The organism is Pseudomonas sp. HS6-2, from assembly GCF_049325675.2.
GTDB lineage: Bacteria > Pseudomonadota > Gammaproteobacteria > Pseudomonadales > Pseudomonadaceae > Aquipseudomonas > Aquipseudomonas putida_N.
On the sequence record NZ_CM143906.1, the window covers coordinates 2,077,640 to 2,096,313 of the forward strand.

Sequence of the window (18,674 nt, forward strand, 5' to 3'; positions counted from 1 at the left end):
GTCCGCCCGGACCGCACCACAGGATGCCCATGAAACCCGCCCGACTACGCGCCGACCTGCTCGCCGGCCTGACCACTTCGTTCGCCCTGGTGCCCGAGTGCATCGCCTTCGCCCTGGTAGCCCACCTCAACCCTTTGATGGGCCTGTATGGCGCCTTCATCATCTGCACCCTGACGGCGTTGTTCGGCGGCCGTCCGGGGATGATCTCCGGTGCCGCAGGCTCCATGGCGGTGGTGATCGTCGCGCTGGTGGTGCAGCACGGTGTGCAATACCTGCTGGCCACGGTGCTGCTGGGTGGGGTGGTGATGATCCTGTTCGGCCTGCTGCGCCTGGGCAAGCTGGTGCGGCTGGTGCCGTACCCGGTGATGCTCGGCTTCGTCAACGGGCTGGCGATCGTCATCGCCATGGCCCAGCTCGAGCACTTCAAGGACGGTGAGCACTGGCTCAGCGGCGCACCGCTGTACCTGATGATCGGCCTGGTGGCGCTGACCATGCTGGTGGTCTACGTGCTGCCGAAGCTGACCCGTGCGGTGCCGCCGGCACTGGTGGCGATCCTCGGGGTTGGCGTGGCGGTGTACCTGCTTGACCTGCCGACGCGCACCCTCGGCGACTTGGCGCACATCGCCGGTGGCCTGCCGCAGCTGGCCCTGCCGCAGGTGCCGTGGAACCTGGAAACCCTGAAGATCATCGCCCCTTACGCGGTGCTGATGGCCATGGTCGGTCTGCTGGAAACCCTGCTGACCCTTAACCTGACCGATGAAATCACCGAGAGCCGTGGCTACCCGGACCGCGAATGCGTGGCCTTGGGTGCGGCCAACATGGTCTCCGGCCTGTGCGGTGGCATGGGTGGCTGCGCGATGATCGGCCAGACCGTGATCAACCTCAGCTCCAACGGCCGTGGTCGGTTGTCGGGCGTGGCGGCCGGGGTGATGATCCTGCTGTTCGTGCTGTTCCTGTCGCCGCTGATCGAGCGCATTCCACTGGCGGCGCTGGTCGGGGTGATGTTTGTGGTGGCCCAGCAGACCTTTGCCTGGGCCTCGCTGCGGGTGCTGCACAAGGTGCCGGTGAGCGATGTGCTGGCGATCATCGCGGTGACCGTGGTGACGGTGTTCACTGACCTGGCTATGGCGGTGCTGTTCGGCATCGTCATCGCGGCAGTGAACTTTGCCTGGCAGCACGCCCGCGAGCTGTATGCCGACAGCCACGAGGACGGGGAAGGGGGCAAGCATTACCAGGTGCATGGCACGCTGTTCTTTGCCTCTACCACGCCGTTTCTCAACCAGTTCGACCCCGCCAATGACCCGGCCAAGGTCACCCTCGATTGCCAGCACCTGAGCTTTGTCGATTATTCGGCGATTGCGGCGTTGAAGACTCTGCGTGAGCGTTATGCCAAGGCCGGCAAGCACCTGCGGGTGGTGCATCTGTCGGAGCGCTGCAAGAAGCTGCTGAAGCGGGCTGGCGAGCAGCACTGAAGGTGGTTGCTGCCTGTACCGGCCTCTTCGCGGGACAAGCCCGCTCCTATAAGGCGACGCAATACCTGTAGGAGCGGGCTTGTCCCGCGAAGAGGCCGGTACAGGAAAAATGCTTACTCCCCGCGGTTCTTCTTGACGATGGCATCGGCAATGCTCGCCGGTGCCTCGGCATAGCGGGTGAACTCCATCGAAAAACTCGCCCGCCCCTGGGTCATCGAGCGCATCGAAGTGGCATAGCCGAACATCTCGCCCAACGGTACCTCGGCGCGAATCACCTTGCCCGCCGGAGTCTCGTCGCCATCCTGAATCATCCCCCGACGCCGGCTCAAGTCGCCGAGGATATCGCCCTGATACTCCTCCGGCGTCACCACCTCGACCTTCATCACCGGCTCCAGCAACACTGCGCCGCCTTTCTGCGACAGCTGCTTGGTGGCCATGGAGGCTGCGATCTTGTAAGCCATCTCGTTGGAGTCGACGTCGTGGTACGAGCCGTCGAACACCGCCGCCTTCAGGTTGATCAGCGGGTAACCGGCCAGTACGCCGTTCTTCATCTGCTCTTCGATGCCTTTCTGGATCGCCGGGATGTACTCGCGTGGCACCACGCCGCCGACGATCTCGTTGATGAACTCAAGGCCTTCCTTGCCTTCATCGCCGGGGGCGAAACGGATCCAGCAGTGGCCATACTGGCCGCGCCCGCCGGACTGGCGAACGAAGCGGCCTTCGATTTCGCAGGTATTGCGGATCTTTTCGCGGTAGGCCACCTGCGGCTTGCCGATGTTGGCGTCGACGTTGAACTCGCGTTTCATGCGGTCGACGATGATGTCCAGGTGCAGTTCGCCCATGCCGGAGATGATGGTCTGGCCGGTTTCTTCATCGGTGCGCACGCGGAACGACGGGTCTTCCTGGGCCAGCTTGCCCAGAGCGATACCCATCTTCTCCTGGTCGCCCTTGGTCTTCGGTTCCACCGCCACCGAGATCACTGGGTCGGGGAAGTCCATGCGTTCGAGGATGATCGGCTTGTCCATGTCGCACAAGGTGTCGCCGGTGGTGACGTCCTTCATGCCGATCAGCGCGGCAATGTCACCGGCACACACGTCCTTGATCTCGGCGCGCTGGTTGGCGTGCATCTGCACCATGCGGCCGATGCGTTCCTTCTTGCCTTTTACCGAATTGAGCACGGCGTTGCCTGAACTGAGCACGCCGGAATACACCCGGGCAAAGGTCAGGGTGCCGACGAAGGGGTCGGTGGCGATCTTGAAGGCCAGGGCAGAGAAGGGCTCTTTATCGTCGGCGTGACGCTCCAGGTGCTTTTCTTCGTCGTCCGGGTCGGTACCCTTGATCGCCGGGATTTCCGAAGGCGCGGGCAGGTAGTCGATCACCGCGTCGAGCATCAGCGGCACGCCCTTGTTCTTGAACGACGAGCCGAGAATGGTCGGGACAATTTCATTGGCGATGGTGCGCTGGCGCAAGGCAGCCTTGATTTCATCGACGCTCAGCTCCTCGCCTTCGAGAAACTTCATGGTCAGCTCATCATTGGCTTCGGCGGCAGCCTCGATCATATGTGCTCGCCATTCGTCGGCCAGCGCCTGCAGCTCGGCGGGAATGGCTTCTTCGCGGTAGCTGGTGCCCTGGTCGTTGTCGTTCCAGTAGATCGCCTTCATCTTCACCAAATCGATCTGGCCGATGAAGTTCTCCTCGCTGCCGATGGCCAGCTGGATCGGCACCGGGTGGTGGCCCAGGCGCTGGTCGATCTGTTTGACCACCCTCAGGAAGTCGGCGCCCTGGCGGTCCATCTTGTTGATGTAGGCCAGGCGCGGCACATGGTACTTGTTGGCCTGGCGCCAGACCGTCTCCGATTGCGGCTCGACGCCGTCGGCGCCGCTGAACACCACCACCGCGCCATCGAGCACGCGCAGCGAGCGCTCCACCTCGATGGTGAAATCGACGTGGCCGGGGGTGTCGATGATGTTGAAGCGGTACTTGTGCTCGAACTGTTTGGTCGAGCCTTGCCAGAAGGCCGTGGTCGCCGCCGAAGTGATGGTGATGCCGCGTTCCTGCTCCTGGGCCATCCAGTCCATGGTCGCGGCGCCATCGTGCACCTCGCCCATCTTGTGGTTGACCCCGGTGTAGAACAGGATGCGCTCGGTGGTCGTGGTCTTGCCAGCGTCCACGTGGGCGACGATGCCGATATTGCGGTACAGCTCGATGGGCGTTGTACGGGCCATGGCGGACTACCTGCGGATGGGCGGATTCCCCCACGGTAGCAGAGCGGAGGAATCCTGCCTGACCGCCGGGCCGTCAGTCGGCCTGGGCTTGCAGCATCCATTGGCCATCGATTTCGCGGGCCAGGCCGCTGGCTGGCAGCAGGGCCAGCAGGCGTTGGTGCAGGGCGCCTTCGGTGAAGGTCTTGAGGGTGGTGAGGTCCAGGGCACCGATCAGGCTGAGGTCGGCCTTGGTGTACGACAGCCAGGCCTTTTTCAGCACCTGGGCGACGTCGCTGCCGGCGGTGCTGGCGAAGCGGCGGTGCCACGGGCGGCCTTCGAAGGTGAAGTTGTGTGCGTGGCTGTAGGTGCTTTCGTCGCTGCCTTCAGCGCAGCGGTGGCAGCGGCACGGGCCTTCGCCAAAGGCGTTGCGCAGGTAGTTGTTGAAATCCACGACGGGCTTGAGGGTCAGGCGTTTGTCGACCTCGAACAGGTCGGCGATCAGGGGTTCTTCGGCGCTCACTCAGGTGTCCTCGTGTGGTGTGGCGTGCATCGGCGGGCACCCTAACAGATCGGGGCAGCTTTTGCAGGCCTGGCCTCTTCCGCGTACTCTACGCGCCCATCTACCCAGACACCCTTTTGAGGTAACCCCGCTTGAGCACCAAGTACCCATACACCGCCACCGTCACCATCAGCGCCGAAGACCGCGGCGGTGACACAGAAGCCTCGGAAAACCCGGGCATGCGCGTCGGTCTGGAAGCGGTGACCGAAACCCTGAAGAAGGTGCATTTTGTCGGTACCCTCGCGGCCCCCGAGAAAACCGCCACGCACATCTGCGTGACCTTGGAGAACGGCCTGACCTACTACGGCCCGATCGTCAACGGCCACGCCGAACTCGAAGGCGGCTGGATCGCCTTTGAGTCCGACATGCTCACCCCTGAAGAACTGGGCCTGTAAGGCTCAGCTCAGTTCAGCCAGGCACTGCTCGAGGATATCCAGCCCTTCCTCGAGCACCTCGGCCTCGATGGTCAGGGGTGCCAGCAGGCGAATGATGTGCCGCGCCTTGCCGCTGGGCATCAGCAGCAGTCCCTTGGCCCGCGCCGTTTCCATCACCTTGGCCAGCTGGGCTGGCGCTGGGCTGCCGTCGGCATTGACGAACTCGATGCCGCGCATGGCGCCGGTACCGGTCAGGCGGCCGATGTAAGGGCTCAGCTTCGAGGCCTTCCAGCGGGCGTGGCGGCCAACGATCGCCTGTTCCTGGCGCTCACCCCAGGTAGCGACGTTCTCGTCGGTCATCTGTGCCAGGCTCGCCAGCGCCGCCGCGCAGGCGATCGGGTTGCCCGAATAGGTGCCCCCCAGACCGCCCTTGGGCAGTGCCGCCATCAGGTCCTGACGCCCGACCACTGCGCCCAGCGGCATGCCGCCGGCGATGCTCTTGGCCAGCAGCAGCAGGTCCGGTTCAAGCCCTAAGCGCGGGAAGGCGAAGCGCTGGCCGGTACGGCCGAAGCCGGACTGGATCTCGTCGATGATGATCAGGATCCCGCGCTCGTCGCAAAAGCGCCGCAGCGCCTGGGCAAACTCTGGGTCAAGGGCGAGGAAGCCGCCTTCGCCTTGTACCGGCTCGAAGATGAACGCCGCCACGTCCTCCACCGCCAACTCGACGCTGAACAGGCGGTCCATGGCCATGAGCGCCTGCTCGCAAGTCACGCCGGTATCGGCGCTAGGGTAGGGCAGGTGGTACACCGGCCCCGGCAGTTCGCCGACCCGCTGCTTGTAGGGCGCGACCTTGCCGTTGAGGTTCAGGGTGGCCAGGGTGCGGCCGTGGAAGCCGCCGTCGAAGGCGATGATGGCGCGTTTGCCAGTGGCGGCGCGGGCAACTTTCAGGGCGTTTTCCGCCGCTTCTGCGCCACTGTTGGTGAGCATGCCGGCCAGCGGGTAGCTGACCGGGACAAATTGGCGCAGGCGCTCCATCAATTCCAGGTACGGGCCATGGGGCGCAGCGTTGAATGCATAGTGGGTCAGGCGGCTGGCCTGGGCCTGGATCGCCTCGACCACGGCCGGATTGCAGTGGCCCAGGTTGAGCACGCCGATACCGCCGACAAAGTCGATGTAACGTTTGCCGTCGGTATCCCAGACTTCGGCATTACGGCCATGGGAAAGTGTGATCGGATGAACGATGGCAATGGATTGGCTGATACTTTCCAGATTCATGGGCGCGCGGACCTTGTTCGAGTTTCTTAATATCCAAGCGCGCCGCAGTATTATTCCGCAAACGAATTATTCGATTGCGGTCATTCCTTGGATTCGCAAACTTCACCGATCACCCTCAGCCACCCGCTCACGAATCCACTGCACGAAGGCCTTGACCTTGGGCACTTCGGCGGCGTGTTCGGCGTGGGCGATGAAATGCCGGCCATTGCTCGCCACCGGGTGGTCCCAGGCCACAACCAGCTTGCCTTCGCTCAGTTCTTCAGCCACCAGGTACCGCGGAATCAGGGCAATGCCGCAGCCGGCGATGGCTGCGCGGATGCACAGGTAGAACGTGTCGAAGCGCGGCCCGTGGTAGCTGTTCTGGCTGTGCAAGCCCAACCCCAAAAACCACTCATGCCAGGCCTCCGGCCGTGATGCGCATTGCAGCAGCCGGTGTTCGGTGAGCGCTTCGGCGCTGTCGAAGCGGTGCCGGGCCAGCAGCTCGGGTGCGCACACCGGCACCACCTCCTCGCTGAACAGCTCGATGCAGGTGGCCCCCGGCCAGGTGCCCTGGCCGAAGAAGAAGGCAATATCGGCCTTGGCCTGCACCAGGTCGAACGGCTCCAGCTCGTTGCGGATGTCCAGGTGGATGCGCGGGTGGCGGTCGCCGAAGCCCTTGAGCCTGGGCACCAGCCAGCGCGCGCCGAAGGTTGGCTGGGTGGCGATGCGCAGCACCTCGGTCTCGTCACCGTAGCTCAGGATGTAGCGGCTGGAGATGTCGATCTGGGTGAGGATCTTGTTCACTTCGGTGAGGTACAGCGCGCCGGCCGGGGTCAGGTGCAGGCGCCGGCGGATGCGCTGGAACAGCGAGTGCGACAGCATGTCCTCGAGCTGCGCGACCTGCTTGCTGACGGCGCTCTGGGTCAGGTGCAGCTCCTGTGCCGCACGGGTGAAGCTCAGGTGCCGGGCGGCGGCTTCGAAGCACTGCAGGGCGGTGGTCGAGGGCATCAGGCGTTTGGACATGGCAGGCGCGTACCGAGCAAAAAAGGATGAAGTTCATTCCGTATTGGAATCATGTGCTTCGAAAAGGTCGTTTGTTGACCTCGGCCTATAGATTAATACTGACCTCGATCAACGATTACAACCGGTACGGCGAAGAGGAGGTAAGGGCGCGACCGGAGACATAAAACAACAACAACGAGCAATACGACCTACCCGACTTCTGCTCCAACTTTTCAGCCGACGACAGCACTCAAGCCGCACGCCGGCCGACCCATTCGAGGGTTCTTCATGGCTTCGCTACACAACAACAAACAGCGTTCCTTGCAGCACGGCCTGACCTCGCGTCAGGTGTCCATGATTTCCATTGCCGGCATCATCGGTGCCGGCCTGTTCATCGGTTCTTCCAACGCCATCGCGACGGCGGGCCCGGCCATCCTCATCTCCTACGCCATGACCGGCCTGCTGGTGCTGCTGGTGATGCGCATGCTGGGCGAAATGGCCATCGCCAACCCCAACAGCGGCTCGTTCTCCACCTACGCCTCGGAGGCCATCGGCCCCTGGGCAGGCTTCACCATCGGCTGGCTGTACTGGTGGTTCTGGGTGCTGATCATTCCCGTCGAGGCCATCGCCGGCGCGGACATCCTGCATGCCTACTTCCCGGGCGTGCCATCCTGGCTGTTCGCCTTCCTGATCATGGTCGTGCTGTCGGGCAGCAACCTGGTCAGCGTGAAGAACTTCGGTGCGTTCGAATACTGGTTCGCGCTGGTCAAGGTGGTCGCGATCATCGCCTTCATCGGCGTCTGCAGCCTGGCCGTGTTCGGCTTCTGGCCGCTGGCTGAGGTGTCCGGCATCAGCCGCCTGTGGGACAACGGCGGGTTCATGCCCAACGGTTTCGGCACCGTGCTCGGTGGCGTGCTGATCACCATCTTCTCGTTCTTCGGCGCGGAGATCGTCACCATCGCCGCCGACGAGACCGCCAACCCGAAAGACAAGATCCGCCGTGCCACCAACCTTGTGGTGTACCGCATCGCGATCTTCTACCTGGCGTCGATCTTCCTGGTGGTGTCGCTGGTGGCCTGGAATGACCCAAGCCTGAAAGCGGTAGGCTCGTTCCAGCGCGTGCTGGAAGTGCTCAACGTGCCGGGTGCCAAGTTGCTGGTCGACCTGGTGGTGCTGGTGGCCGTGACCAGCTGCATGAACTCCGGCCTGTACACCGCTTCGCGGATGCTCTATTCGCTGGGTGCCCGTGGCCAGGCGCTGAGCATGACCAAGCGCATTTCCGGTGCTGGCGTGCCGACCGTGGCGGTGATCCTCTCGACGCTGGCAGGCTTCGTCGGTTGCTTCGTCAACTATGTACTGCCGGGCAAGGTCTTCGGTTTCCTGCTGTCCACCACTGGAGCCATCGCCTTGCTGGTGTACCTGGTGATCGCCGTGTCGCAACTGCGCATGCGGGCCCGTGCCGAGCGTGAAGGGCGGCCGCTGGAGCTGAAGATGTGGCTGTTCCCGTGGCTGACCTGGCTGGTGATCGGCACCATCGTCATGGTCCTGGGTTACATGCTGTTCAGCGATGCCTACCGCTACGAGACGCTGATGACTGCGGGCGTGACCCTGTTCATCCTGTTGGTGTCGCTGACCCAGAAGGGCGGCAAGGCTGTTGCCCAGCCGGCTTGAGGTTTCTGCTTTAATGAGGGGCGTTTCGCGCCCCCATTCCAACAAGCACAGGCAGCGTATGAACGACCCGATTCTTTCCCTCCAGGCCCTTGCCGCCCCCGAAGGCACCTGCTTCGGCTGCGGCTGTTCCCACCCCTCTGGCCTGCACCTGCAAAGCCACTGGGATGCCGACGGCATCCACCTGTTGTGCCGGCACTCACCCGACAGCGCTTACATCGGCTGGCCCGGCCTGGTCTATGGCGGCCTGCTGGCCATGCTGGTCGACTGCCATTCCAACTGGACCGCCATGGCTTACCACTACCGCGCCGAAGGCCGCGAAGCGGGCAGCCTGCCGCGCATCGATTGTGTGACCGGCAGCCTCGGGTTGAACTACCTCAAGCCTACCCCGATGGGCGTGGAGCTGCTGCTCAAGGCACGCGTGGAAGGTGAGGTCGGGCGCAAGACCCGAGTCATCTGCGAGGTCTGGGCTGGCGATGTGCTGACGGTCAGCGCCGACTCGGTGTTCGTGCGGGTGGACACCGAAAAGCTCAAACTCAAGGCCCACGGTCAGGCCAGCTGATCAACGGCGGGTGATGGTCAGTCAGCCGGGATGTCTCTAGAGTGACAGGTTCCTATTCAAGCCCAAGGTTGACCATGACCGATCTGAGCGCTTTCCCCATCACCCGTAAATGGCCCGCGAAGCATCCCGAGCGCCTGCAGCTGTACTCGCTGCCCACGCCCAACGGCGTCAAGGTGTCGATCATGCTGGAGGAGATCGGCCTGGCCTACGAGCCGCACAAGGTCAGCTTCGACAACGATGACCAGCTGAGCCAGGAGTTCATCTCGCTGAGTGCCAACAACAAGATCCCGGCGATCCTCGACCCCAACGGCCCGGGCGGTCAGCCGCTGCCGCTGTTCGAGTCGGGGGCGATCCTGCAGTACCTGGCGGAAAAGAGCGGGCAGCTGCTGAGCCAGGAGCCGGCCCAGCGTTACCAGACCCTGCAGTGGCTGATGTTCCAGATGGGCGGCATCGGGCCGATGTTCGGCCAGGTCGGCTTCTTCCATTTCTTTGCTGGCAAGGAATACGAAGACAAGCGCCCGCGCGACCGTTACGTCAACGAATCGAAGCGCCTGCTGGGCGTGCTGGACCGGCACCTGAAAGGGCGTGAATGGATGGTCGATGAATACAGCATCGCCGACATAGCCATCTTCCCCTGGGTGCGCAACCTGGTGGAGCGCTATAACGCCCGCGAGCTTGTGGGCTTCGATGAGTTCAAGGAAGTGCAGCGGGTGCTGGCGAAATTCCTTGAGCGGCCAGCGGTGCAGCGTGGCCTGAAAATCCCCGCCTGATCAGAAAATCTGGCTCAGCAGCCAGTACAGGCTCCCGGCCAACAGCATCGCCGCCGGCAGGGTCAGCACCCAGGCCATCAGCAGGTTGATCAGCGTGCGTTTCTGGATCCCCGAACCGTTGGCGACCATGGCACCGGCCACCCCCGAGCTCAGCACGTGGGTGGTCGACACCGGCAGCCCGAACATGTCCGCCGCACCGATGGTGCACATGGCGACCACTTCCGCCGAAGCCCCCTGGGCGTAGCTCATGTGGGTCTTGCCGATCTTCTCGCCCACTGTCACCACGATACGCTTCCAGCCGACCATGGTGCCCAGGCCCAAGGCGATGGCCACGGCCACCTTGACCCACAGCGGGATGTAGCGGGTGGCATCGTCCAACTGCGTCTTGAACAGCAGCACATGGCTGCGGGTGTCGGCGTCGAACGCCACCAGCTGTTTCTTCTCGATCAGGCGGATGGTTTCGCTGGCCAGGTACATGTCGTTACGCACGTTGGCCATGGCTTCGGCTGGCACGCGCTTCAGTGAACCATAGCCCTTGACCTGGTCACCGATCATGCTGGTCAGCGCGGCGAGTGCCGGTACCAGATGCGGGTTGGCCTTGGGCTCGGCGATGAACGCGGTCAGCGCCTGGCGCGGGTCGGCGGGGGCCGGCCCGGGCGCCGTGTTTAGCAGTGCCTGGCGGGTCACTTCGGCAACGGCGGAGAACTGCAGCGCCTGCTCGCTGGGCATGGTCTTGTTCAGGGCGTATGCCATCGGCAGGGTGCCGACCAGGATCAGCATGATCAGGCCCATGCCTTTCTGCCCGTCATTGGAGCCATGGGCAAACGATACGCCGGTGCAGGTCAGGATCAGAATGCCGCGGATCCACCACGGTGGTGGCGTGCGGCCTTCCGGCGCCTGGTACAGCTCCTTGCGCTTGACCAGCGCGCGCAGCGCAAGCAGCAACAAGGCGGCGCAGGCAAAGCCGATCAGCGGCGAGAACAGCAGGGCATAGCCGACCTTGCTGGCCTGGCCCCAGTCGACCCCGCTGGTGCCGTCGCGCCCGTGCATCAGCGCGTTGGCCACGCCGACACCGATGATCGAGCCGATCAGGGTGTGTGAAGAGGACGCTGGCAACCCCAGCCACCAAGTGCCGAGGTTCCAGATGATCGCCGCCAGCAGCAAGGCGAAGACCATGGCGAAGCCAGCCGAAGAACCGACCTGTAGAATCAGCTCGGCCGGCAGCAGGGCAATGATGCCGAACGCCACCGCGCCACTGGAAAGCAGCACACCCAGGAAGTTGCACAACCCGGACCAGACCACCGCCACCGGTGCCGGCAATGAGTGGGTATAGATCACCGTGGCCACTGCGTTGGCGGTGTCATGGAAGCCGTTGACGAATTCGAAGCCCAGGGCGATCAGCAGCGCCAGGCCCAGCAGCAGGAAGGGCGTGACGGTGGTAATCACCGTGCCGCTGGCGGCCACGTCCTGCTTGAGGTTCCAGGCGGTGTAGGCGATACCGGCCAGCAGCAGGCCGAAGAACAGCACGAGGGTGGCGCGCCCGGGTTTGTGCGAAAGCTGTGGGCGTGAATCGCTACGGGCCAGTGGCGGCTGGCTGGCCAGGGGCGGGGTTAGCATGGGGACTCCGATTGGCGTCGGCGAGGGTGGCTCTGAGCATAGAAACAATTCCTCGGCTGGACGTGACCTCGGTCAATGAATTACCTAGGCTCAAGACAGACGGTAAAGGCAGGAGAACCCCATGATTCGCTGCAAGCGCGTCTACGACGCGCCTGAGAAGGAAGATGGCCAGCGGGTGCTGGTCGACCGCCTGTGGCCGCGCAATAAACGCAAGGACCAGCTGCATGGCGAGTGGCTGCGCGAAGTGGCGCCATCCACTGATTTGCGCAAGGCGTTCAACCAGGGCGAGGTGGATTTCGCCGGGTTCACCCAGCGCTATCAGCAGGAACTGGCGGCGCACCCGGAGCACTGGTATCCGCTGTTGGACCTTGCGGCCAAAGGCAACCTGACCTTGCTGTATGCCGGCAAGGACACCGAGCACAACAACGCCCAGGTGCTGGCAACCTGGCTGGAAGGCGAACTGGAGCGACGTGGCCCGGGCAGCTCGCCGGTGTGCTATGCCCGTTGAGCTGATCGCCGCGAGCGATGCCTGGTGCACCTTTGCCCGGGACCTGACGCGACGAGCCATGTTGCCCTATTACCGCGAGTTCGACCTGTTGTGGATCGAGGAGGCATTTGACCAAGCCTGGGACTGGCGCGAGCAGTGGCTGGTGATGGAAGGGGAGACCGTGCTGGGTTTCTGCAGCCTCAGCCAGGACCGGCAGGCGTTGTTCATTCGTGAGTTGCACCTGTTGCCAGAGCAGCGTGGGCGCGGGGTGGGCAGTCAGGTGCTGGAGACGCTGGCCGAATGGGCAGCGCAGCGGCGGCTGCCGCTGTTGAGGTTGATGGTGTTCAAGAGCAACCCGGCGCGGCAACTGTACCTGCGTCATGGGTTTGTCGAGATGGGGGAGGATGATTGCTTTGTGAGGATGCAGCGGGTCATTGGGTGACCTGCACTGGCCTCTTCGCGGGGCAAGCCCGCTCCTACAGACTGAACTGCGCCCCATTTGTTGGACAGTCTGTGATTAGGCTGCTGCAGCCTGACTCCTGTATGCCACGGGAGTCAGGCCGCCCAGCCCCATCTTGATTCGATCATGGTTGTAGTAGTTGATGTATTCATCGATTGCCGCCCTCAGCTCTGCGATGCTGGCGAAGCGCTGACCATGGTACATCTCTATCTTCAGTGTGCCGAAAAAACTCTCCATTCGTGCATTGTCCAGGCAGTTGCCTTTGCGCGACATGCTCTGCTCCAGCCCCTTTTCTTCGAGTCGATTCCGGTAGGCGTAGTATTGATACTGCCAGCCCTGGTCGGAATGCAGCATCGGCTTGGCTCCTTCCGGTAGCTTCGCAAGCGCCTGCTCCAGCATCTGGCCGACCAGAGGATAGTGCGGCGAAGTATCGATCTGATGCGCCACGATCTCCCCGCTAAACAGGTCCAATATCGGCGATAGGTACAGTTTCTCACCCGCCACCTTGAACTCGGTCACGTCTGTTACCCATTTCTCGTTGGGCTCTGCTGCCGTGAAATCGCGCTCCATTGTGTTGGGCGCAATGCGTCCGGGCTGACCGCGATAGGACTTGTACTTTTTCACGCGCACCGTGCATTTGAGGTCGAGTTCACCCATCAGCCGGCGCACAACTTTACTGTTTACTATTTGGCCAATGTTGCGCAGCGCTGCAGTCATGCGTCGATAGCCATAGCGCCCCTTATGCCGCCCCTGGGTCTCACAGATATGAGCCTTTAACGGGGCCAGCTTGTCACCTGCAGCCATCACCTTGAGTTGGTAGTAGTACGTACTGCGCGCCAGCCCAGCCAACTTGAGCAGGTTGTTGAGGGGGAATCGGTTACGCAAGGCCGAGATGATCAGGACTTTTTCTTCTCGGCCTTCTTCTGCCTCGCCTTCTCCTCGCGCAGCTCTTTTAACTTTTTTAGATAGGCGATCTCCATCTCGGCATGGCGCAGCTTGGCCAGCAACTCGGCGTGCGAGAGATCTTCATCGGCTACAGGTGGGGTGTTGGCGGGTGGAACAGGTGGTTTAGGCATGAGACTGCGCGGACCTTTGCTCTTTGCTGTCAGGGCTTTGATGCCGCCACTGTAGTACTGCGATTCCCATATGCCTATCTGGCTGGAGTGGCTCATATTGAAAACGGCTGCCGTCTGGCGCAGCGATAGCTTGTCGCGCCACATCCGCTCAAGCACCGAAAGCTTGAACTCAGGGCTGAAAGTCCGTGTTTGTCCGCAGAGGCTAGCCTCGCCATGGATGCGATAGCTCGCGACCCAGCGCCGAAGCAAGGAGGGATCCATCTGCAACTCAGATGCGATGGTGCGATAGCCAATGCCTCGCTGCAGAAAGGCATGGATGGCTGAAAGTTTGAACTGCTTGGTGTGCTTGCTCACCTAAAACGCCCCTGAGGTTGGATTTTTTGTCCAACATCAGGGGCGCAGTTCAGACCCTGCGCAGGCCTGTAGGAGCGGGCTTGCCCCGCGAAGAGGCCGGTGAAGTCAATGCAAGGAATGGATCACTCCTGCCTCACCCGCACAGTCTCACCCTGGCGAACCGTGGCCTCAAGCAGCTGCCCCTGCAAGGGCAACAAATCCCCGATCAACAGGTTCTGCAACAACGGCTTGCCATCGAAGCTGTTACCGCCCAGCACCACATCCCGCACACCTTCGACCCGCACCAGTGCCTTGCCAACCCGGCCCAGGCGGTTGCCGCTGAGCACCAGCGGCCCGGCCAGTGGCGTGGCGTTGCGCAGGCTGATGGCATATTCCGCCGTGTTGCCGATGCGGTTGTCGAGCAGCGCCACGGCGCCCACTTCGCTGGCATCCACCGCGCTGCCCTGGCTGCTGGCCAGCAGGTTATCGTCGATCACCAGCGGTGCCGCTGCAGTGGGGGCCAGGTTGCGCAGCTGGATGCCGTTGCCACGGCTGTCGCCGATGCGGTTGCCGGCCAGCAGCACCGCGCCCTGTTGCTCGCTGATTTCGATGGCGGCCTTGCTCGCCCCGAGGATCAGGTTGCCTTCGACCAAGGCGCGAGTCTGGCCACGCAGGCGCACGCCACTGTTGTTGTCGATACCGCGCAGCTGGTTGCCCTGCAGCTTGACCTGGCTGTTCTGCACATCGATGGCGTACTGCTGTGACTGTTCGAACTGGCTGCCGGTAATGGTTGCCTGGCTGTGCTGCAGTTCGACCGCGCTGGACATTTCGCTGAACTGGCTGTCACGGACGATTACCGTGGCTGGACGGGTACTGGCCGCCTGCTGGGTGCTCAAGGCCGTGGTCAGACCACGGGAAAGGTTGGCGTTGTAGCCCAGGCGCTTGAGCGTCGAGCCGAGCACCTGGGTATGGCTGCCGGCCCAGGCCACCACGAAAGGCCGCCAGGCGCGGTCGGTGCTACCGGGCTTGTCGCCGGCCATGCTCTCCAGGCTGGACTGGTTGAGCCCGAGCCAGCCCTGGTTGATCAGCGCCGTGCCGGAGAAACTCGACAGGTACAGGCTGGTGCCTTCGAGCACCAGCCCGGCATCGCTGCCGATCATCAGCGGGTAGCTGAGCAGGTAGCCATCCTTGTAGCGCTTGAGGATGCGCGGGTTGTTCAGGGCGTCATGCAACTGCGCCAGGGTGATGCTGCCACTGCGCAGCATCACCACCTGCGGGTGGTGTGCCTGGTAACCGGCGATGGCGCGGAACAGGCCGTTGTTGACGAACGGCTCGAACGGCCAGCTGCCGGCCTGGGATGAGAACATTGGCTGCAGGCTGACGCTGGCGCGCCCGGCCGGGCGTTGCCGTTCGGCCTGCTGGAAGGCCACGGCTTGGCGCACCTGTTGGCGCAGTTGCTCGACCTTGAGCTGGCCTTGCTCCCGGGGCAGGGTGTCCACGGTCTGGTTGACCGGCAGTGATTGGTTGGCAGCCTGGGCGGCGCCTGCCAGGCACAGGGCGGCCAGGCAGGTAAGGGAAAAGCGGGCGAGGGCAGCCATGGGTCAGCTCCTTGATCCGGGCAATGGGGGGTAGAACGCTTTGATCGGGCCGCCGAGCTGGCTGTAGTTGTCCACCTCGCCGTCTTCGCTGTCGTAAAGCTGGCGCGCCAGCGCATGGCCGGGGTTGCGTTGCAGGAACGGGATCAGCCAGGCCAATTTGTAGGGTGCCACGTCCGCCTGGGGTTGGCCCTTGAGTTCGGGCAGCTCACCCGGGGCGAGCACTGTGCGGGCAGCGAAGCTGGCCAGCTGGTCGAGGGTCTGCTGGTCGTCGTTGCTCCACGGCAGGTTATTGGCACGTGCCGACTCGGCCAGCAGCACCAGCGGCACCAGGGCGTACTGGCTGTAGTTGGCCGCCAGCTTGCTGCGCGCCACTTCCAGCGGCAGATAGGCGTAGTTACCGTTGTTGGCGCGCACGGCCTGGGCCAGGGCACGGCGCAGGTTGCCGTCGGCCCAGTGGATGAAGTCGTCGCGGCCGACCAGCATGCCGGTGGCGGCCACGGCCCAGGCTGCCCAGTAGTCGTGGTTGTTGAAATACACACCGCTGGCGCTGCGGCGGGGGTCGTACTCGCGGATTACCAGCTCGCCGAGGCGGGTGAACCAGCTGCGCTGCGTATCGTTCAGTTGCAGCTTGCCGTCGGCGGCCGACTGGGTCAGCAGCACGGCACCGGCCATGGCCGCCAGCGCCCATTTGCGCACGGCCATGCCGGTGCCGCTGGCATCCGGGTTGAGCAGGGCGCCGGCTTTGGCCCAGTGTTGCAGCCACTGGTCCTGGCAGGCCAGGGCCATGTTGGCGTCCTGGGGTTTCTTGGCGGCCTGGAAGCGTTTGCTGGCGTAGATCAGGCCACCGACGAACTGCTTGACCTGCTTGGCGATCTGCTCGCTGTTGGCGTCGGGGCTGCTGCGCAGGGTCGACTTGCTGGCGTCGCGTTGGTCGTACTTGCTTTCCAGGTGCAGGCTGCCGGTGTAGGGCGCGGGCGGTTCCTTGGTGCAGGACAGGGTGCGGTAGTCGGCGATCATGGCCGATTGCGGAGTGCTGTGGGCGGGCCAGATAGACTGTGCCGCCTGGGTCAGTGGGCTTATCAAAAACAGGGTTAGCAGGATTGGGGCCGCTTTGCGGCCCATCGCCGGCAAGCCAGCTCCCACAGCGACCGCATCAGCCCTGAACAGCGGCATTACAGGCATAGCCGGGTCTCCACATCGGTCGCCACAGTCCCGGCCTTGGTCGGCTCCATGAACACCGACAACAGGTTGGCCCCGGCAAACTCCGGTGCCTTGCTCAGCTCCAGGTAATACTGCCCGCCGGTCACCGCCGCCTCGCGGCGGAACCACACCTTGTCCCGCGCACCGTTGTCGTAATAGACGATGATGTAGAAGTCCTTGACGTTCTTGTCGCTCAGGCGAATGTCGAGGAACCCTTTGGACAGCGCCTGGCGGCCACTGCCGGCATTGCTCAGCAATTCGATGCGCTCGCCCACCTGCAACGCCGGACGCTGCAGTTTCGAGCCAAGTACTTCCCTGTTTGCCGAGCACCCACCCTGGACCGCCGGCACCAGCTGGCGATACATCAGCGGCGAATCGAGCCGGTAGTTGGCCGGCAGCTCCCAGACGATCAGCTTGGGCGGTGCCTTGGGCTTGTAGTCGCTGGACAACAGGTATTCCAGCAGCGAGCCATCTTCACCCACCCCGGGCAGGGCGTAGTTGAGGATGTCGACATTCAGGTACTGTTTCAGGTAGCCGTCGAAGTTGAACTGCTTGCTCTCGTCCTCACGGGCTGCGGCGTTACTGTCGCCGACCAGGATCACTTCCGGGTCCGGTGCTTCGTCGAACAACGCATCAGCGCCCGTAGCCACCGGGATGGTCTGGTAGCCACGCACATACTGGAAACCGTAGTTGTTGCCGCAGATGCTGCTCATCGCCAGGTTCATGGTGCCGTCCTTGGGCACCATCACGCCCGGCTCGGTGCGGTACGCCTTCTTGGTCAGCCCGGCATAGAACGGCTGGCGGCGGATTTCCTCGGCCATCAGTTTCGCCGTGGCCTCGGCGCCGGTGGGTGTCCAGTGGTGGTCGCGACGGAAGAAGTACTCGCCCTTCGGCGGTTGCTGCACCAGCTGCATCATTGGCGCCACCACCGCGCCGCCCTGGCGCAGCTGGCCGAGGTAGGTGGCAAGGCTGTTGCTGGCGCGGGCATAGTCGAAACCGTGCAACTGGTCGGCGAACAGCTTGTCGTGGTGCATCAGTCCGCGGGTCGGCTGGATCGCCATGGCCACATGGATGCCCTGGCGTTCGAACGCCTGCATCAGGCGGGCGAACTCCGGGCGCATTGGCGCGGGGATGCCGAAGTCATTGGTCAGGTCTACGGCCGAGCGGAACAGCCAGCGGTCCTTGCCAGGCACGATCTCGCGCATCAGTTTCATGCGCCCTTCGGCGTAGCGTTGCGGGTCGCTCAAGGCCGGGCAAACCATGCACTGCAGGTTCTCGCAGCCGGCCCCGGCCACCTGGGCAGCCTGTGCGGCCTGGCCGGGCAGGCTGAGCAAGGCCAGGGCAGCGCTCAGGGCAAAAGGTACAAGGGTCTTCATGTGCCATTCATCCTTGCAGGGCATTCATCACTCGGTAGGGTCGATGCTGTTGGCCAGGGTCATGCTGCGGTTGCCGGGCAGCAGCACATAGCTGTACGAGCGGCCCTTCTTGAGGAACTGCTCGTCGAAGCTGGCGACCTTGGTGTCCTGCTGGTAGGCGGCGAAGTCGATCTTGATCTCGTTGACCATGCGCGTGCCGGTCTCGCCATTGCCAATGGCCTCGACCACGTCATGCTTGCCATCGGAGGTTTTCAGCGTGGCCTTGTTGGCGGTCAGGTTGTAGAAGGCGATTTGCGCCTTCTTTGGCTCGTTGACGTACTTGTCGCTGATCAGCTTCAGCTGCTTGCCGTCGTAGACCACGGTGCTGGCGGCATTGGCCTTGAGCTGCGGCTCGATCGACTTGCCGCCGACGGCGATCTTGTGCGGGCCGGCAGGGGTGAAGCGGTAACCGCTGAGCTGGCCGGCGGCAACCCGCTGCGGGTTGACCTTGCCGCTGAGGGTCACGTCGATGTTGCTGTCGGACAGGTTGAGCACGCGGACGAACGCCGAGTCGGCCGGGGCCACGGCATCGTACAGGTCGGCGTTGCCTTCGGCGGCCAGGGTGGCATGGCTGGCAGCGGCCAGGGCGATGGCGGTGAACAGTTGGGTAAGTTTCATCAGGC

The 18,674-nt window shown here is 63.5% G+C and carries 17 protein-coding genes; 7 read left to right on the forward strand and 10 right to left on the reverse strand.

The features are described 5' to 3' along the window. Positions 1-29 precede the first annotated feature (29 nt). A complete protein-coding gene (locus ACOKS3_RS09665; protein WP_422764621.1) occupies positions 30-1,472 on the forward strand; it encodes a SulP family inorganic anion transporter in 1,443 nt (480 codons plus the stop codon). Between the two features lie 113 nt (positions 1,473-1,585). On the opposite strand, the gene fusA is transcribed toward ACOKS3_RS09665, so the two are convergent. Together fusA and ACOKS3_RS09675 are read right to left on the reverse strand one after the other, a co-directional pair. Further along, positions 1,586-3,697, reverse strand: a complete 2,112-nt coding sequence (fusA, locus tag ACOKS3_RS09670; RefSeq protein ID WP_422764622.1) for an elongation factor G — start codon at positions 3,695-3,697, stop codon at positions 1,586-1,588. Between the two features lie 73 nt (positions 3,698-3,770). Beyond that, the gene (locus ACOKS3_RS09675; protein ID WP_103446712.1) at positions 3,771-4,196 is read right to left on the reverse strand and encodes a hypothetical protein; all 426 of its coding nucleotides are present in this window, start codon (positions 4,194-4,196) and stop codon (positions 3,771-3,773) included. 131 nt (positions 4,197-4,327) lie between these two features. Here ACOKS3_RS09675 and ACOKS3_RS09680 point away from each other — a divergent pair, with 131 nt between their 5' ends. After that, positions 4,328-4,630 (forward strand): hypothetical protein, encoded by a 303-nt coding sequence (locus tag ACOKS3_RS09680; RefSeq protein ID WP_054884890.1) that lies wholly within the window; start codon positions 4,328-4,330, stop codon positions 4,628-4,630. A 3-nt stretch (positions 4,631-4,633) separates the two neighbouring features. Here ACOKS3_RS09680 and ACOKS3_RS09685 read toward each other — a convergent pair whose 3' ends face one another. Further along, positions 4,634-5,884, reverse strand: a complete 1,251-nt coding sequence (locus tag ACOKS3_RS09685; protein ID WP_103446713.1) for a 2-aminoadipate transaminase — start codon at positions 5,882-5,884, stop codon at positions 4,634-4,636. Positions 5,885-5,986: 102 nt separating this feature from the next. Continuing rightward, positions 5,987-6,886 carry a transcriptional regulator GcvA gene (gcvA, locus tag ACOKS3_RS09690; protein WP_422764623.1) on the reverse strand — a complete coding sequence of 300 codons (900 nt, stop codon included), beginning with the start codon at positions 6,884-6,886 and terminating at the stop codon, positions 5,987-5,989. Between the two features lie 267 nt (positions 6,887-7,153). Here gcvA and ACOKS3_RS09695 point away from each other — a divergent pair, with 267 nt between their 5' ends. From ACOKS3_RS09695 to ACOKS3_RS09705, 3 genes are all read left to right on the forward strand, one after another. Then, positions 7,154-8,536 (forward strand): amino acid permease, encoded by a 1,383-nt coding sequence (locus tag ACOKS3_RS09695; protein WP_103446715.1) that lies wholly within the window; start codon positions 7,154-7,156, stop codon positions 8,534-8,536. Positions 8,537-8,594: 58 nt separating this feature from the next. Continuing rightward, the gene (locus tag ACOKS3_RS09700; protein ID WP_103446716.1) at positions 8,595-9,095 is read left to right on the forward strand and encodes a PaaI family thioesterase; all 501 of its coding nucleotides are present in this window, start codon (positions 8,595-8,597) and stop codon (positions 9,093-9,095) included. A gap of 74 nt (positions 9,096-9,169) precedes the next feature. Further along, entirely contained in the window at positions 9,170-9,865 is a 696-nt protein-coding gene (locus ACOKS3_RS09705; RefSeq protein WP_422764624.1) for a glutathione S-transferase N-terminal domain-containing protein, read from the forward strand. On the opposite strand, the gene ACOKS3_RS09710 is transcribed toward ACOKS3_RS09705, so the two are convergent. Further along, positions 9,866-11,482: an inorganic phosphate transporter gene (locus ACOKS3_RS09710; RefSeq protein WP_422764625.1), complete on the reverse strand. Its 1,617-nt coding sequence runs from the start codon at positions 11,480-11,482 to the stop codon at positions 9,866-9,868. Positions 11,483-11,603: 121 nt separating this feature from the next. Between ACOKS3_RS09710 and ACOKS3_RS09715 the strand changes: the two genes are divergently transcribed. After that, complete coding sequence (locus tag ACOKS3_RS09715; RefSeq protein ID WP_422764626.1) at positions 11,604-11,990, forward strand: DUF488 domain-containing protein; 387 nt, start codon at positions 11,604-11,606, stop codon at positions 11,988-11,990. After that, on the forward strand, positions 11,980-12,411 hold the full coding sequence (locus tag ACOKS3_RS09720; RefSeq protein WP_103446720.1) for a GNAT family N-acetyltransferase: 432 nt from the start codon (positions 11,980-11,982) through the stop codon (positions 12,409-12,411). Before ACOKS3_RS09715 ends, ACOKS3_RS09720 begins: the two co-directional genes overlap by 11 nt. A 75-nt stretch (positions 12,412-12,486) precedes the next feature. On the opposite strand, the gene ACOKS3_RS09725 is transcribed toward ACOKS3_RS09720, so the two are convergent. The 5 genes from ACOKS3_RS09725 to ACOKS3_RS09745 form a co-directional block, all read right to left on the reverse strand. Beyond that, a protein-coding gene (locus ACOKS3_RS09725; protein ID WP_422764683.1) for an IS3 family transposase occupies positions 12,487-13,859 on the reverse strand; the annotation gives its coding sequence in 2 pieces (ribosomal slippage) (positions 12,487-13,383 and positions 13,386-13,859; 1,371 coding nt in all). 122 nt (positions 13,860-13,981) lie between these two features. After that, the gene (locus ACOKS3_RS09730) at positions 13,982-15,436 is read right to left on the reverse strand and encodes a right-handed parallel beta-helix repeat-containing protein (RefSeq protein ID WP_103446721.1); all 1,455 of its coding nucleotides are present in this window, start codon (positions 15,434-15,436) and stop codon (positions 13,982-13,984) included. A 3-nt stretch (positions 15,437-15,439) separates the two neighbouring features. Next, positions 15,440-16,618, reverse strand: a complete 1,179-nt coding sequence (locus tag ACOKS3_RS09735; protein ID WP_463581477.1) for a polysaccharide lyase — start codon at positions 16,616-16,618, stop codon at positions 15,440-15,442. Further along, on the reverse strand, positions 16,609-18,012 hold the full coding sequence (locus ACOKS3_RS09740) for an alginate O-acetyltransferase AlgX-related protein (RefSeq protein ID WP_103446722.1): 1,404 nt from the start codon (positions 18,010-18,012) through the stop codon (positions 16,609-16,611). The genes ACOKS3_RS09735 and ACOKS3_RS09740 overlap by 10 nt, the downstream gene beginning before the upstream one ends. A 27-nt stretch (positions 18,013-18,039) precedes the next feature. Continuing rightward, on the reverse strand, positions 18,040-18,669 hold the full coding sequence (locus ACOKS3_RS09745) for an alginate O-acetyltransferase AlgF (protein WP_103446723.1): 630 nt from the start codon (positions 18,667-18,669) through the stop codon (positions 18,040-18,042). Between the last annotated feature and the right edge of the window lie 5 nt (positions 18,670-18,674).